Raw genomic sequence first — 14,544 nt, forward strand, 5'->3', positions numbered from 1 at the left:
TTACCGCCCGGTCCAGTTGCCCGGCCGTTTCTCGACGAAGGCGGCCATGCCTTCCTTCTGGTCCGCCGTCCCGAACAGGCCGTGGAACAGGCGACGTTCGAACTGCACGCCCTGCGCCAGAGTCGTGTCGAACGCAGCGTTGACCATTTCCTTGTTCGCCTTCACCGCCAAGGGGGCCATCGCAGCGATGGTCTGCGCGGTCTTGACCGCCTCCTCGACCAGATCGTCGGCGGGGACGATCCGCGCGACGAGGCCGCACCGCTCGGCCTCCTCCGCGCCGATCATCCGCCCGGTCAGGCACATCTCCATCGCCTTCGCCTTGCCGACCGCGCGCGCGAGGCGCTGCGACCCGCCCATGCCCGGCGTCACCGCCAGCTTGATCTCCGGCTGGCCGAACTTCGCGCTGTCGGCCGCAAGGATGAAGTCGCACATCATCGCCAGCTCGCAGCCGCCGCCCAGCGCGAAGCCGGCCACCGCAGCGATGATCGGCTTGCGGGTGCGGGTAAAGGCGTCCCAGCCGCTGAAATGATCGCCGCCGTACATCGCGGCGAAGTCCATTTCCTGCATTTCCTTGATGTCGGCCCCGGCGGCGAACGCCTTAGGCGAGCCGGTGACGACCGCGCAGCCCTGTGTCGGGTCGGCATCGAACGCGCGCATCGCGTCCAGCAGTTCGGCCAGCACCTGTGCGTTCAGCGCGTTGAGCGCCTTCGGCCGGTTGAGCGTGACGAGCGTCACGGCATCCCGGCGCTCGACGAGGATGGTTTCATACGTAGACATGGTGGCTCCAGTGCAATTCGTCATTCCGGCGCAGGCCGGAATCCATGGACGTGAGACGGTAGCGATAGAAGCGCGATCTCCCGACACAATGGATTCCGGCCTGCGCCGGAATGACGAAGTGAGTCATCGCGGCTGCCATTCGTCGGCGGCGTCGAGCGGCGCGAAGATGCGGTCGATCATGTGATCGCTCACCGCCTCCGGGGTCGCCGGGTCCCAGCGTGGCGCGTGATCCTTGTCGACGATCACCGCGCGCACCCCCTCGACGATGTCGGGGCGCTGGACGATGCGCGTGGCGACGGCATATTCCTGCCGCATCTCGTCCTCGAACGTCGGCATCGCCCTGCCGTCGAGCAGCAGTTTCAGCGACACCTTGCACGACAGCGGCGCGCGCTGGCGCAGGATGCCGAGTTGCTCGCCCGCCCACTCCCCGCCATCGGCGTCCAGCACGGACAGGATTTCCTCGAAATCGTCGCTGGCGAACAGCCGGTCGATCTCGCCCTGGCGCGACAGGATCGCCGCCTCGCCCGGTTCGCCCGACAATTCGCTCAGGATCGCCTCGGCAGCTTGCGGATCGGCAGCGATGCGGGCGGTGGCCTCCGCCACCCGCTCCGACGCCACGAAATGCGTGGCGAGGCCCAGCGCGAGCATCTCCGCGCCGTCGATCCGCGCGCCGGTCAGCGCCAGATACTGGCCGATCCGGCCGGGCAGGCGCGAGAGATACCAGCCGCCGCCGACATCGGGAAACAGCCCGATCGCGGTTTCAGGCATCGCGAAACGGCTGCGCTCGGTCGCGACACGCAATTTGCACGGCTGCGAAATGCCGACCCCGCCGCCCATCACGATCCCGTCCATGATCGCGATCACCGGCTTGGCATAGGTGAACAGCCGGTGGTTCAGCCGATATTCGGCGGCGAAGAACGCCCGCGCCTCTGCGCCGTCGGCGGCGCTGCTCGCCGCGATCATGCGGATGTCGCCACCCGCGCAGAACCCACGCCCCTCGGCATGGTCGATCGCCACCGCCTCCACCGCCGGATCGCCGCGCCAGTCCTCCAGCGCGGCGAGCATCGTGTCGCACATGCCATGCGTCAGCGCATGCAACGCCTCCGCCCGGTCGAGCCGGAGACGCCCGACCCGGCCGTCGATTTCCACCCGAACGCTCATTTGACCAGATCCCGTCCGACGATCATCCGCATCACCTGATTGGTGCCTTCGAGGATCGAATGGACGCGCAGGTCGCGCCAGAAGCGCTCGACCGGATAGTCCATGAGATAACCGTAGCCGCCATGGAGTTGCAGCGCCTGATCCACCACCTTCGATCCGGTGTCGGTGGCGAAGCGTTTCGCCATCGCGGCGAAGCGCGTCTTGTCGGGGGCGTTCGCGCTCACCTTCGCGGCGGCGGTGTAGAGCAGCGCGCGCGCCGCCTCCAGCTCGGTCGCCATGTCGGCCAGCGTGAACTGCGTGTTCTGGAAATCGGCGACGGGTTTGCCGAACTGCTGGCGCGCCTTGGTATAGGCCACCGCCTCGTCGAGACACCGCTGCGCCCCGCCGAGCGAACACGCCCCGATGTTGAGCCGCCCGCCGTCCAGCCCCTGCATCGCAATCGAAAAGCCCTGCCCCTCGGCACCGACCAGATGGGCGGCGGGAACGCGCACGGAATCGAGGATCACCGCGCGGGTCGGCTGCGAATGCCAGCCGAGCTTGCGTTCGTTCGCGCCGAACGACACGCCGGGCATGTCCTTCTCGATGAGCAGGCACGAGATGCCCTTCGGCCCCTCCCCGCCGGTGCGGACCATCACCAGATACACCTCGTTCTCGCCCGCGCCCGAGATGAACTGCTTGGTGCCGGTGACGATATAGTCGTCGCCGTCGCGCACCGCCTTGGTCTTGAGCGCGGCGGCATCCGACCCCGACGACGGCTCGGTCAGGCAATAGCTCGCCAGCTTGTCCATCGTGACGAGGTCAGGGAGGAACCGCGCCTTCAACTCGGCCGACCCGAAGGCGTCGAGCATCCACGCCGCCATGTTGTGGATCGAGATGAACGCCGAGGTCGACGGACAGCCATAGGCCATCGCCTCCATGATGAGCGCCGATTCCATCCGGCCAAGCCCGATCCCGCCCGACTCCTCCGACACATAGATCGCGGCGAAGCCGAGGTCCGCCGCCTGCCGGATCGTGTCGCGCGGGAAGATATGCTGCTCGTCCCATTCGGCAGCATGCGGGGTGATGGCATCGGCGGTGAACCGGCGCGCCAGTTCCTGGATCTCGCGCTGGTCGTCGGTCAGGTCGAACGGGTTCACGCTTCACTCTCCACTATCGCTTCGGCCTCGATCTCGACCCGCCATTCGGGTCTGAGCAGCGCGGCCACCACCAGCATCGTCGCGGCGGGCCGCACGGTGCCCATCACTCGTCCATGCACCTGCCCGACCGCCTCGGCATCGGCCGGATCGGTCAGGTACATCCGCGTACGGACGACATCGTCGATCCGCCCGCCCAACTCGCCGATCGCCTGCGCGATGATCGCGAAGCACCGTGTCGCCTGTGCGGCGGCATCGCCCGGCGTGCTGCTGCCGTCCGGCTCGACCGGCGCGGTGCCCGACACGAGGATGCGGTCGCCCACCCGCACCGCGCGGGCAAAGCCGATCGCCGCCTCATAGGGCGATGCCGAGGCGGTCCGCTGCCTCACCGCCGCGTCAGCACGCGCGTGTCGAACGCCGCCTGCGCCGCCTTCGCGTCGCCCAGCGACGGGTTGGCAAGGCCGCCGATCCCGCGGGTCTGCGCGATCTGGCCGGTCAGCGTGCCGTTGGCATGGGCCGGGTCGGTCGCGACCTTGCCCAGCGGATCGGCATAGGCGGCGTCCGCCGTCGCGATCGTCCAGCCCTTCGCCTTCAACGCCTTGACGAAATCCTCGACGAACAGCGCGGCAATATCGGTTTCGTGCATCAGCATGACATGGATCGGCTGGCGCGCGCCGAACACCTTCTGCGCATTGGCGTAATGCGTCTCGACGCCCTGCATCATCATGTCGACGTAGAGCGTGCGCAAAGCGGCCATGTCCATCGCCCGGCCTGCCTGCTTGGCGGCGATCGTCATTCCCTCCAGTTGCCAGTCCGATCCGTCGAGCGTGACATAGCCGTTGGCAAGCCCGCGTGCCTTCAACCCCGCGCGCACCGCGTCGCGCTTGACCTTGTCCGCGCCGCCTTCGTCGAGGAAGGGATAGCGGAACCATGCACGATAGCCCTCGCGCCCCTTCAACCAGCGCTCGGCCCGGTCGATGTCCGCCAGATATTGCTCTGGCGTCAGCTTGCTCAGGGCCGGATGGCTGTACGAATGATCGGCCAGCACATGGCCGGCGGCGACATAGTCGGTCAGCCGGTCGACCCCGTCGACGCCGTCCGCCGCATCGGCCAGATTGCCCGGATTGACGAAGAACGCCGCCTGGGTGACGCCCGCGCGGTGCAGCGCGGCGATCAGCTTCACCGTGCGCTGGTCGAGCGTCAGGAACGCGCCGGCCGATCGCGGCGCATCGTCGAACGTCAGCGCGATCCGCTTCTGCGCGGCGGCGGGCATCGCCACCAGCAGCGCCGCGAACATCCCCAGCATCAGGCGTCGTATCATCTTGGCAATTTCCCCTGTCGTGCGGCGACCATGAAGCCGGTCGCGGCGGCACCAAGATTCGATATCGTCCATAGCCAGAACCCCGGTCCAGTCCCTTTGAAGGCCCAGAACGCCGGCCGAAGGAACAGGTCGAACGCCTGCAACGTCGTGAGCAGCAGTAAGGCGGACCATCCGATCAGCCAGCGCCGCCCCATGCCCCAGGACGACAGTCCGGCGAGAACCCCGAACAGCGCGACATTGGCCAGCCAGCCGAACTGATACGCCGGCAGCGCATGATAGCCGTTCAGCAACAGCGCCCAGCCGCTCAGCATCGGCGTCGCGCCCCACATCCCGACATTGATCGCCGGCAGCCACAGGCTGATCGCCCAGCCGAGCAGGAACGGCATCGTCCGCACCAGCGCCGGGGAACGCCGCACCGCTGTCACCCCATCGTCGGGATGACGAACGCATCCTGCGTCCGCGCCGCCGCGCCATCCTCGGCTTGGGTGCCGAGCACCGATCCGTCGGGCCAGCGCTGGGTGATTGTCTTGACCCTGGTCCAGAAGCGCACGCCCTCTTCGCCGTGCTGGTTCATGTCGCCGAACGCACTGCGCTTCCACCCGCCGAAGCTGTGATAGGCCACCGGCACCGGGATCGGCACGTTGATGCCGACCATGCCGACGTTGACCCGCGCGGCGAACTCGCGCGCGGCATGGCCGTTGCGGGTGAAGATCGCGACGCCGTTGCCATATTGATGCTCGCTCGGCAGGCGCACCGCGCTCTCGAAATCGGGCGCGCGGACGATTTGCAGGACCGGCCCGAAGATTTCCTCGCGGTATGCCGACATGGCGGGCGTCACATGATCGAATAGCGTCGGCCCGACGAAGAAGCCGCGCTCATGCCCTTGCAGGCGGAACCCGCGCCCGTCGACGACCAGCTCGGCGCCTTCCTCGACCCCCTTGGCGATCCAGCTTTCGACCCGCGCCTTGTGCGCCGCGTTCACCACCGGGCCGTAATGCGCCTCGGGATCGGTCGACACGCCGACGCGCAGCGCGTGGATCGCCGGGATCAGTTTTTCGCGTAAGGCCTCGGCGGTCTTGTCGCCCACCGGCACCACCACCGGCAGCGCCATGCAGCGCTCGCCCGCCGATCCGAACGCCGCGCCCGCCAGATCGGCGACGACCTGATCGAGATCGGCGTCGGGCATGACGATGCCGTGGTTCTTGGCCCCGCCCATCGCCTGCACCCGCTTGCCCGCCGCGACGCCGCGCCGATAGACATAATGCGCGATGTCGCTCGACCCGACGAAGCTGACCGCGCCGATCGCGGGATGATCGAGGATCGCATCGACCACGGTCTTGTCGCCATGGACCACCTGCAAGATGCCCTCGGGTGCGCCCGCCTCGCGCATCAGTTCGGCAAGGCGCACCGGCACCGACGGATCGCGCTCGCTGGGTTTCAGGATGAAGGCGTTGCCGCACGCGATGGCGACGCCGAACATCCACATCGGGATCATCGCCGGGAAATTGAACGGCGTGATCCCCGCGCCGATGCCTACGGCCAACCGCATCGAATAGACGTCGATGCCCGGCCCCGCGCCCTGCGTATGATCGCCCTTCAACAGATGCGGCACGCCGCAGGCGAATTCGATGACGTCCAGCCCGCGCTGGATGTCGCCCTTCGAATCGGCGATGACCTTGCCATGCTCGCTCGACAGCAGTTCGGCGAGCGAATCCATGTTCGCCTCGACCAGTTCCTTGAATCGGAACAGCACGCGCGCCCGGCGCTGCGGGTTGGTCGCCCCCCACGCCGGCTGCGCGGCAAGCGCGGCGGCAACCGCACGTTGAACATCGGCAACCGCACCCAGCCGGACATGCGCCTGCACCTCGCCCCGATTGGGATCGAACACCGCGCCGAAGGGGCCGCCCTCGTCGCCCGATACCGCCGTATCGCCCGCGATCACATGATCGATGACCCGCATACACTCTCCTGCGATGGCGGCCCGTCCGGTCTGTCGCCGACTCAATCCCGCGTAATATTATTGCTTGTGACATAGCGGGAGGCGGCTGTCAGCGGGAAAACGAGCCATGCCGCGCCGCGCCTGTCGGGGACGGACATGGAACCACGGCCACCGATCGACCGCTCTGCCGGCCATGTCGCACGCCCCCGCCGCCGAACGCGCCCATGCCACCGTCCAGACCCGATCGCGGCTGCGCTACCGGCTGGTCGCCTCCGCGATCAACGGAGTGATATTTTCCACACTGATCGGGGCGGTCGGCGCGCTGGTGCGGGTCGGCCCCGACCAGTTCTGGGGAGCATTTGCGCAAGGCGTGCCGATCGGCTTCGCCACCGCCTTTCCGGTGTCGCTGGTGGTCGTGCCGGTCGTCCAGCGGCTGGTCGACCGGCTGTTCGGACTGAACCCGCCCGACTGAGATTTCAGCGCATGATCGGGCTGGCGATCCGGTCGACCGCGGCGTCCAGCCAGCCGGTGTCGTCGCGATAAAGCTGGAACGTGTTGGTGTACCCCCATGCGCAGCTCTGGATTCCGGCCGAGGCCCATGCGGTGCTGACGATCGGATAATAGCGCGCGCGCTGGTCCGCCGACCGCCCTTCCCACGCGCCATATTCGCCGACGAACGGCACGCGCCCAGTGCGCTTCACATAGGCCGCGACCTTGGCGATCGCCGCGTCGAGCTGCGCCAGATCCTGTTTGTCGCCATAGGTTTCCTTGACCTTCGGGGTCAGCCAATCGGCCTTGTCCAACCCGAAGTTCGGCGGATCGTAGAAATGGAACGTCGGCACGACATGGGGATCGTCGGGGAAGGGCGAGGTCAGCATCGCGTCCAGCCCGGCCCATTCGGGACCATCGATCACCACCGGCCGCGTCGGATTGCTCTCGCGCACCGCCTTCAACGCCGGGGTCAGCACCGACAACAGATTGTCGGCACCCAGCTTGTCGTGCGGTTCGTTGATAAGCTCGAAATAGACGCTGTCGGGCGCGGTCCGAAATTCCTGCGCGACCTGTCGCCACAGCGCGGCGAAGCGCGGCGCCTGCCCCTTGGGATCGGTGAACAGCTCCTCATAATGGTGCATGTCGACGATCACCGCGATGCCGTTGGCGGTGGCAAGGTCGACGATATGCCGCACCCGCTGCAGGAAGGCGGGATCGATCGCATAGGGCGGCTTCGCATCGGCATGTGCCGAGAAGCGCACCGGCAGCCGCAGCCCGGTGAAGCCCTTCGCCTTGATCCGGGTCATGTCGTCGTCGCGGAACGCGCGGCCCCATGTGGTTTCGGTCGGTGCCTCCAGCATGTTCGACAGGTTGATGCACTTGCCGAGCTTCAACGCGGCACCCTTCGCGGGCACGGCGGCGGGTGCCGGCGCATAGCGCGGTTTGGGCTGGGCGACGGCGGCGGTGGCCAGCGTCAGCGCAAGCGTGGCGGCAATGGTGTGGCGCATGAAATCCCCTCCGGTTGTTTTGCGCGGAACGTGGCGCGGAGGGCGGCGATTGTCCAGCGTTGTCGGAAGTAACGATGATTGGTGGTCACACTGGATGACCGTCGGTTTCTCCCCTCCCTGACAAGGGAGGGGTTTGGGGGTGGGTAGGTCCGCGAGGGAAGGTACGCTTTCCACAACCGGCCGACCCACCCCCAGCCCCTCCCTTCCAGGGAGGGGAGCAACGCCGACCGTTCCTACCGCCCCCGCCCGCCGCCGCCGGCCATGCGCATCGCCTTCTGCTTGCCGTAGCGCGTCTTGCGCGTGCCCGGCTTGCCCTCGTTCGAGCGGCCCATGATCGGCGCCTTGTGTTCGGACGCGGGCAGGCCGAGTTCCTCGTTCTCGAGGCTGCGGATTTCGTCGCGCAGCCGCCCCGCCGTCTCGAATTCGAGGTTCGCCGCCGCCTCGCGCATCTGTTTTTCGAGGCTTTCGATATAGCTGCGCAAATTGTGGCCGACCATGTGGCGCGGGCCGTCGTCGTCGATCTCCACCGTCACCTGATCGCGCGAGGCGACGTCGGCGATGATGTCGCCGATCTGGCGCTTGATCGTCGTGGGGGTAATGCCGTGCGCCTCGTTATATTCGCGCTGCTTCTCACGCCGGCGGTCGGTTTCGGCGATGGCGCGCTCCATGCTGCCGGTCATGCGATCGGCATAGAGGATCACCCGCCCGTCGACGTTGCGCGCGGCGCGGCCGATCGTCTGGATCAGCGAGGTTTCGCTGCGCAAAAACCCTTCCTTGTCCGCATCAAGGATCGCGACCAACCCGCACTCGGGAATGTCCAATCCCTCGCGCAGCAGGTTGATGCCGACCAGCACATCGTACACGCCCATGCGCAGGTCGCGGATCAGCTCGATCCGCTCCAGCGTCTCGACGTCGCTGTGCATGTAGCGGACCTTCAAGCCCGCCTCGTGCATGAACTCGGTCAGATCCTCGGCCATGCGCTTGGTCAGCGTGGTGACGAGCGTGCGATAACCGTTCTTCGCCGTCTCCTTGGCCTCGTGGATCAGATCGTCGACCTGTTCCTCGACCGGGCGGATCGTGATCGGCGGATCGATGAGGCCGGTCGGGCGGATGACCTGTTCGCTGAACACGCCGCCGGTCTGCTCCATCTCCCAACTGCCCGGCGTTGCCGAGACGCAGACGGTCTGCGGGCGCATCGCGTCCCATTCGTTGAAGCGGAGCGGCCGGTTGTCGATCGCCGAGGGCAGGCGGAAGCCATATTCGGCCAGCGTGATCTTGCGCCGGTGATCGCCGCGCGACATGCCGTTAATCTGGCCGATCGTCTGGTGGCTTTCGTCGACGAACAGCAGCGCGCTTTCGGGCAGATATTCGAACAGCGTGGGCGGCGGTTCGCCGGGCAGGCGCCCGGTCAGGAAGCGGCTGTAATTCTCAATCCCCGCGCATGATCCGGTGGCGGCGATCATTTCGAGGTCGAAGTTGGTGCGCTGCTCCAGCCGCTGCGCCTCCAGCAGCTTGCCCTCCATCACCAGTTCCTTGAGCCGCTCGGCCAGCTCGTGCTTGATCGCCTCGCCCGCCTGTTTCAGCGTCGGGCCGGGCGTCACATAGTGCGAATTGGCATAGACCCGGATCGAATTGAGGTTCGCGACCTTCTTGCCGGTCAGCGGATCGAATTCGGTAATCTCCTCGATGTCGTCGCCGAAGAAGGTGATCCGCCACGCGCTGTCGTCATAATGCGACGGGAAGAGTTCGAGGCTGTCGCCACGCACGCGGAAATTGCCGCGCTGGAACGCGGCGTCGTTGCGCTTGTATTGCAGCGCGACCAGCTTGCGCACGATCTCGCGCTGGTCGACCACGTCACCTTTCTTCAGGTCGAAGATCATCGCCGAATAGGTTTCGACCGATCCGATGCCGTACAGGCACGACACCGACGCGACGATGATGACGTCGTCGCGCTCGAGCAGCGAGCGGGTGGCGGAATGGCGCATCCGGTCGATCGCCTCGTTGGTCGAGCTTTCCTTCTCGATATAGGTGTCCGACCGCGCGACATAGGCCTCGGGCTGGTAATAGTCGTAATAGCTGACGAAATATTCGACGGCATTGTCTGGAAAGAACGACTTCATCTCGCCATACAACTGCGCGGCGAGGATCTTGTTCGGCGCGAGGATCAGCGCGGGGCGTTGCAGTTCCTCGATCGTCTTGGCCATGGTAAAGGTCTTGCCCGAACCGGTGACGCCCAGCAGCACCTGATCGCGCTCCCCCGCCCGCGCCGCCGCGACAAGTTCGCGGATCGCGCTCGGCTGGTCGCCGGCGGGCTCGTACTCGGACTTGATGACGAAGCGCTTGCCGGCATCGACCTTCGCCGGCCGGCTGGGCCGGTGGGGGATGAAGGTCTGTCCGGTTTCGGGCTCGGACAGGTCGGTGCGGATCGTGATCGCCATGTACCGGAATATGGGTGACGCGGAACGGGACGGCAACATCCTCGTCGGGTGGGGTCTGGATTGATTCACGCGGAGGCGTGAAGGGCGCGAAGAAGAAGGTTGGGTTCGCGCAGAGGCGCGGAGGCGCGGAGGAGGTTTTATGCGCGGAACGGCGGCGCGGCTCAGGAGCAGTGGAATGTCTCCCGCCGGATACCGTCATGCCAGCGAAGGCTGGCATCTCCCGCGGCGAGGCGCGCGCCATACGACCGGGAGACCCCAGCCTTCGCTGGGGTGACGATGGTGGTGGGCCGGATGCTCGCCGATCGCGCAACCTCCTCCGCGCCTCCGCGCCTCTGCGCGAACAACCCTTCTACTTCTTCCTCCGCGTCTCCGCGCCTCCGCGTGAACCCAACCTTCTCCTTCGCGCCCTTCGCGCCTTCGCGTGAACCAAAACCCCCTCGACACACGCCCCAAAGCCGATAGCCTGCGCCGCACAAGGGGACCCACATCATGCGCAAGCTCATCGCCACCGCCGCCTGCCTGCTCGCCGCCACGCCCGCCGCCGCCGAACCCGACTGGGCAGGCGCGGTGCGTACCGATTATCAGGCGTCGCTGGGGCAAATGTGGGACTGGTTCCACCGCAACCCCGAACTGTCGTTCAAGGAGGTCAAGACCGCCGAGCGCATGGCGACCGAGCTGCGCGCCGTCCCCGGCATGGTGGTGACGCCCGGCGTCGGCGGCACCGGGGTCGTCGGCGTCTTGAGGAACGGTGCCGGCCCGACCGTGCTGGTCCGCGCCGACATGGACGGCCTGCCGGTCGAGGAAAAGTCCGGCCTGCCCAACGCCAGCAAGGCGCGGCAGGTCGGCGTCGACGGGGTCGAGGCGCCGGTGATGCACGCCTGCGGCCACGACACCCACATCACGTCGCTGGTCGGCACCGCCCGCCGGCTGGCCGCGCTGAAGGACCGGTGGAAAGGTACGGTGGTGTTCATCGTCCAGCCCGCCGAAGAGCGCGTCGGGGGTGCGAAAGCGATGCTCGCCGACGGCCTCTACTCGCGCTTCGCGAGGCCCGACTATGCGCTGGCGTTCCACGTCGCCGCCGGCCTGCCAACCGGGAAGGTCTCGGCATCGGAGGGCATCCAGTATTCGTCGTCCGATTCGGTCGACATCACCGTCCCCGGCATCGGCGCGCACGGCGCCAGCCCGCATGCCGGCAAGGACCCGGTCTACATGGCCTCGCAACTCGTGATCGCCTTGCAGGGCCTCATCAGCCGCGAACGCCAGCCGCTCGAACCCGGTGTCATCACCGTCGGCTCGTTCCATTCGGGGCTGAAACACAACATCATCAGCGACGAGGCGAAGCTGCAGGTGACGGTGCGCGCCAACGACGAGGGCACGCGCAAGCAGTTGCTCGACGGCATCCGCCGCGTCGCGGCCGGCATCGGCACGCTGAACGGCATGCCGGCCGACAAGATGCCGGTGGTGAAGGTGATCGAGGGCACGCCGACGACGATCAACGACGCCGCGCTCGCCCGGCGGTTGAACGCGGTGATGGCGACGACGCTGGGCGCGGGTAATGTCGTGCCGTTCGAACAGACCGGCATGGGCGCGGAGGATTTCGCCGCCTATGTCCAGCCCGACATGCGCGTGAAGGGCTATTATTTCGCTGTCGGCGGCACGCCGGCCCGCGACATCCTGGCGGCGCAGAACGGCGGGCCGGCGGTGCCCTCGCACCATTCGCCGCTGTTCAAGGTGGCGGCCGAACCGGCGATCGTCACCGGCACGATCGCGATGACCGCGGCGGTGCTCGACCTGTTGGGGCCGGGAGCGGCGGGGCAGTAACGCCCCGCCCTACCCGAACACCGACCAGTCGGCCTTGTCCGCCAGCAGCTCCAGCGCGCGGACGCCGAGGATCGAATTGCCGTGTCGGTCGAGATTGTTCGACCACACGGCGATCGACGCGACCTGCGGCACGATGGCGAGGATGCCGCCGCCCACCCCGCTCTTGGCGGGCAGGCCGACGCGATAGGCGAAGTCGCCCGACCCGTCATATTGCCCGCTGGTCATCATCAGCGATAGCACGCGCCGCATCCGCTTGGCGCGCGCGTCGTCGCCCTCGTCGCCGGTCCGCGCGGTGCGGCTGAGGAACAGCCCGGCCTTCGCCAGCGCGCGGCAGTCGAGTTCGATCGCGCACTGGTGGGCATAGCCTTCCATCACCGTATCGATGGCGCAGCGCAGATTGCCGTGATGCCTGGCGAAGCTCATCATCGCCCGGTTCAGGTCGCCGCTGTCGCGCGCGGTCGCCAGCACGTCGTCGTTCAGCACGACATGGGCCACCCCCGCCTCGCGCCCGACGAAATCGACGACCGTGCGGGGATCGCCGCCGTGATGTTCGGCAAGGATGTCGCACACCACCAGCGCGCCGGCGTTGATGAACGGATTGCGCGGCACGCCCTTGTTGCGTTCGAGGTCGACGATCGAATTGAACGGATCGCCCGACGGCTCGCGCCCGACCCGGTCGAACACCCCGTCGCCGACCGCCTCGAACGCCAGTTCCAGCGCGAAGACCTTGGCGATGCTCTGGAGCGGAAAGCGGATATGCGCATAGCCGCCGTGATGCACCGCGCCGTCGGCGGTCGCCACCGCCATGGCGAACCAGTCCGGACCATAGTCGAGGTCGGGCGCAGCGGCCTTTTCGATCGTCGCGGCGTTGGCGGTGATCTCCTCCGTCACCTCGGCGACGATGCGGGCGAGATCGGTCACGGGCAATTCCTTGATTTGCAAGCGGTGAGGCGGCGGTAGCATGCCGCGCGTCGTCACGCGAACCGGGGTTGGTGCCACCATCGGCACCCATCGATCCCATCGTCACTCCCGCGCAGGCGGGAGTCCATATACGCTGACCTCATCGATAGAACTAAAACGCCAGCGTTTATGGACTCCCGCCTGCGCGGGAATGACGAAGCTTTGTCGGACGCGCGCCAATATCGATGGCGCTCAGATCGTCACCAGATTGTTGAGGTTGATGATCGGCAGCAGGATCGCCAGCACCATCATCAGCACCAGCCCGCCCATCAGCAACAGCACCATCGGCTCGACCAGCGCGACCAAAGTCGCGACCAGCGCATCCAGTTCGCGCTCCAGTTCGCCCGACGCGCGGTCGAGCGCGGGGGCCAGCCGCCCCGACGTCTCGCCCGAGGCGACGATCGCGACCAGCATCGACGGAAAGATTTCCGCCTCCGCCATCGCCGCGCGCAAGCTCAGTCCCTCGCGCACCCGCGCGGCGACGGTCAGCGCCTTGTCGCGCACGAAGCGGTTGGGGGTGACGGCGGCGGCGGCGTGCAGCGCCTCGACCAGCGGCACCGCGCTGCCGACCAGCGTCGCGAGACTCCCGGCGAAGCGCGCGGCGTTGTGCTGCCGGCTGAACCGGCGGAACGGCGCGCGCGTCGCCAGCCGCCGGTCGAGCCGCAGCCGGTTGCCCGGCACCTTCCACCAGCGCGCACCGACCAGCACCAGCACCAGCGCGCCGATCGCGACATACAACCCGTAGTTCTGGATGAACGCCGACAGCGCGATCAGCGCCCGCGTCAGGAACGGCAGTTCCGCCCCGCGCGACACGAACACCCGGACGATGTCGGGCACGACATAGACCATCAGCAGCACCATCATGCCGAAGCTGACGGTGGCGAGCAGCGCCGGATACATCAGCGCCAACTGCATCTTCTGGCCATTGGCCTGCCGCGTCTCGACGAAATTGGCGAGGTGACTGAGCACGTCGGGCAACCGCCCCGACTGTTCGCCGGCCGCCACCGACGCGCGATAGAATTCCGGGAACGCCTTGGGGTGCCGCGCCAGCCCTTGTGCGAAACTGCGTCCGTCGAGGATCGCGGCACGCACGTCGAGCAGCAGCGCCTCGACCGCCGCATTGTCGGCCTGTCCAGCGACGATGCGCAGCGATTCCTCGATCGAAATGTCCGACCCGACCAGCGTCGAAATCTGTCGCGTCAATGTCGCCAGCGCCTTGGACGACACGCCGCGCCGGAACAGCCGGGGCAACTGGACGCCGCCCAGCTTCGGCCCCTTCTCCGCCGCTTCCTCGACCGACAGCGGCAATTCGCCGCGTTCGCGCAAGGCCGCGCGGGCGGCGGCGGGGCTCGACGCCTCGATCACGCCCTTGACGGTCGCCCCGCTGCGCGACGCCGCGCGATAGGCATAGGCGGTCATCGCGTGCTCGCCCTCTCGTCATTCCCGCGAAGGCGGGAATCCATAACCGCTACCGTATCGGCTGGAATCGTGACGT

Annotated in this window: 13 protein-coding genes; 2 read left to right on the forward strand and 11 right to left on the reverse strand. The window is 67.3% G+C overall.

The features are described 5' to 3' along the window. The 7 genes from ASG37_RS16255 to ASG37_RS16285 all read right to left on the reverse strand — a co-directional run bounded on the left by ASG37_RS16255 (position 1) and on the right by ASG37_RS16285 (position 6,352). Positions 1-777, reverse strand: coding sequence for an enoyl-CoA hydratase (locus tag ASG37_RS16255; RefSeq protein ID WP_055762817.1), 777 nt, complete (start codon positions 775-777; stop codon positions 1-3). 123 nt (positions 778-900) lie between these two features. Continuing rightward, entirely contained in the window at positions 901-1,938 is a 1,038-nt protein-coding gene (locus ASG37_RS16260) for an enoyl-CoA hydratase/isomerase family protein (RefSeq protein ID WP_055762820.1), read from the reverse strand. Further along, the gene (locus ASG37_RS16265; protein ID WP_055762823.1) at positions 1,935-3,074 is read right to left on the reverse strand and encodes an acyl-CoA dehydrogenase family protein; all 1,140 of its coding nucleotides are present in this window, start codon (positions 3,072-3,074) and stop codon (positions 1,935-1,937) included. Before ASG37_RS16265 ends, ASG37_RS16260 begins: the two co-directional genes overlap by 4 nt. Beyond that, positions 3,071-3,460 (reverse strand): RidA family protein, encoded by a 390-nt coding sequence (locus ASG37_RS16270; protein WP_055762826.1) that lies wholly within the window; start codon positions 3,458-3,460, stop codon positions 3,071-3,073. The genes ASG37_RS16265 and ASG37_RS16270 overlap by 4 nt, the downstream gene beginning before the upstream one ends. Then, positions 3,457-4,377 (reverse strand): polysaccharide deacetylase family protein, encoded by a 921-nt coding sequence (locus ASG37_RS16275; protein WP_055762829.1) that lies wholly within the window; start codon positions 4,375-4,377, stop codon positions 3,457-3,459. Before ASG37_RS16275 ends, ASG37_RS16270 begins: the two co-directional genes overlap by 4 nt. An 11-nt stretch (positions 4,378-4,388) precedes the next feature. After that, positions 4,389-4,808 carry a hypothetical protein gene (locus tag ASG37_RS16280; protein ID WP_156349255.1) on the reverse strand — a complete coding sequence of 140 codons (420 nt, stop codon included), beginning with the start codon at positions 4,806-4,808 and terminating at the stop codon, positions 4,389-4,391. 5 nt (positions 4,809-4,813) lie between these two features. Continuing rightward, positions 4,814-6,352 carry a CoA-acylating methylmalonate-semialdehyde dehydrogenase gene (locus ASG37_RS16285; RefSeq protein WP_055762834.1) on the reverse strand — a complete coding sequence of 513 codons (1,539 nt, stop codon included), beginning with the start codon at positions 6,350-6,352 and terminating at the stop codon, positions 4,814-4,816. Between the two features lie 172 nt (positions 6,353-6,524). On the opposite strand from ASG37_RS16285, the gene ASG37_RS16290 reads away from it, so the two are divergent. Further along, a complete protein-coding gene (locus ASG37_RS16290) occupies positions 6,525-6,803 on the forward strand; it encodes a DUF2798 domain-containing protein (RefSeq protein ID WP_055762837.1) in 279 nt (92 codons plus the stop codon). A 4-nt stretch (positions 6,804-6,807) separates the two neighbouring features. On the opposite strand, the gene ASG37_RS16295 is transcribed toward ASG37_RS16290, so the two are convergent. Both ASG37_RS16295 and uvrB read right to left on the reverse strand, forming a co-directional pair. After that, on the reverse strand, positions 6,808-7,830 hold the full coding sequence (locus ASG37_RS16295; RefSeq protein ID WP_235525294.1) for a glycoside hydrolase family 5 protein: 1,023 nt from the start codon (positions 7,828-7,830) through the stop codon (positions 6,808-6,810). 233 nt (positions 7,831-8,063) lie between these two features. Continuing rightward, a complete protein-coding gene (gene uvrB / locus ASG37_RS16300; protein ID WP_055762840.1) occupies positions 8,064-10,268 on the reverse strand; it encodes an excinuclease ABC subunit UvrB in 2,205 nt (734 codons plus the stop codon). A 489-nt stretch (positions 10,269-10,757) separates the two neighbouring features. Between uvrB and ASG37_RS16305 the strand changes: the two genes are divergently transcribed. Continuing rightward, positions 10,758-12,089 carry an amidohydrolase gene (locus ASG37_RS16305; protein ID WP_055762844.1) on the forward strand — a complete coding sequence of 444 codons (1,332 nt, stop codon included), beginning with the start codon at positions 10,758-10,760 and terminating at the stop codon, positions 12,087-12,089. Positions 12,090-12,098: 9 nt separating this feature from the next. Here ASG37_RS16305 and glsA read toward each other — a convergent pair whose 3' ends face one another. Together glsA and ASG37_RS16315 are read right to left on the reverse strand one after the other, a co-directional pair. Continuing rightward, the gene (glsA, locus tag ASG37_RS16310) at positions 12,099-13,010 is read right to left on the reverse strand and encodes a glutaminase A (RefSeq protein WP_235525297.1); all 912 of its coding nucleotides are present in this window, start codon (positions 13,008-13,010) and stop codon (positions 12,099-12,101) included. 231 nt (positions 13,011-13,241) lie between these two features. Then, positions 13,242-14,468 carry a type II secretion system F family protein gene (locus ASG37_RS16315; protein ID WP_055762847.1) on the reverse strand — a complete coding sequence of 409 codons (1,227 nt, stop codon included), beginning with the start codon at positions 14,466-14,468 and terminating at the stop codon, positions 13,242-13,244. Positions 14,469-14,544: the final 76 nt, after the last annotated feature.

The sequence above is a fragment of the Sphingomonas sp. Leaf407 genome (assembly GCF_001425385.1).
GTDB lineage: Bacteria > Pseudomonadota > Alphaproteobacteria > Sphingomonadales > Sphingomonadaceae > Sphingomonas.

Excerpts from the sequence above, each read along its gene's own strand:
- ASG37_RS16255 (WP_055762817.1), bottom strand. The coding sequence starts at position 777 with ATGTCTACGTATGAAACCATCCTCGTCGAGCGCCGGGATGCCGTGACG.
- ASG37_RS16260 (WP_055762820.1), bottom strand. The coding sequence starts at position 1,938 with ATGAGCGTTCGGGTGGAAATCGACGGCCGGGTCGGGCGTCTCCGGCTC.
- ASG37_RS16275 (WP_055762829.1), bottom strand. The coding sequence starts at position 4,377 with ATGCTGGGGATGTTCGCGGCGCTGCTGGTGGCGATGCCCGCCGCCGCG.
- ASG37_RS16285 (WP_055762834.1), bottom strand. The coding sequence starts at position 6,352 with ATGCGGGTCATCGATCATGTGATCGCGGGCGATACGGCGGTATCGGGC.
- ASG37_RS16290 (WP_055762837.1), top strand. The coding sequence starts at position 6,525 with ATGTCGCACGCCCCCGCCGCCGAACGCGCCCATGCCACCGTCCAGACC.
- ASG37_RS16295 (WP_235525294.1), bottom strand. The coding sequence starts at position 7,830 with ATGCGCCACACCATTGCCGCCACGCTTGCGCTGACGCTGGCCACCGCC.
- uvrB (WP_055762840.1), bottom strand. The coding sequence starts at position 10,268 with ATGGCGATCACGATCCGCACCGACCTGTCCGAGCCCGAAACCGGACAG.
- ASG37_RS16305 (WP_055762844.1), top strand. The coding sequence starts at position 10,758 with ATGCGCAAGCTCATCGCCACCGCCGCCTGCCTGCTCGCCGCCACGCCC.
- ASG37_RS16315 (WP_055762847.1), bottom strand. The coding sequence starts at position 14,468 with ATGACCGCCTATGCCTATCGCGCGGCGTCGCGCAGCGGGGCGACCGTC.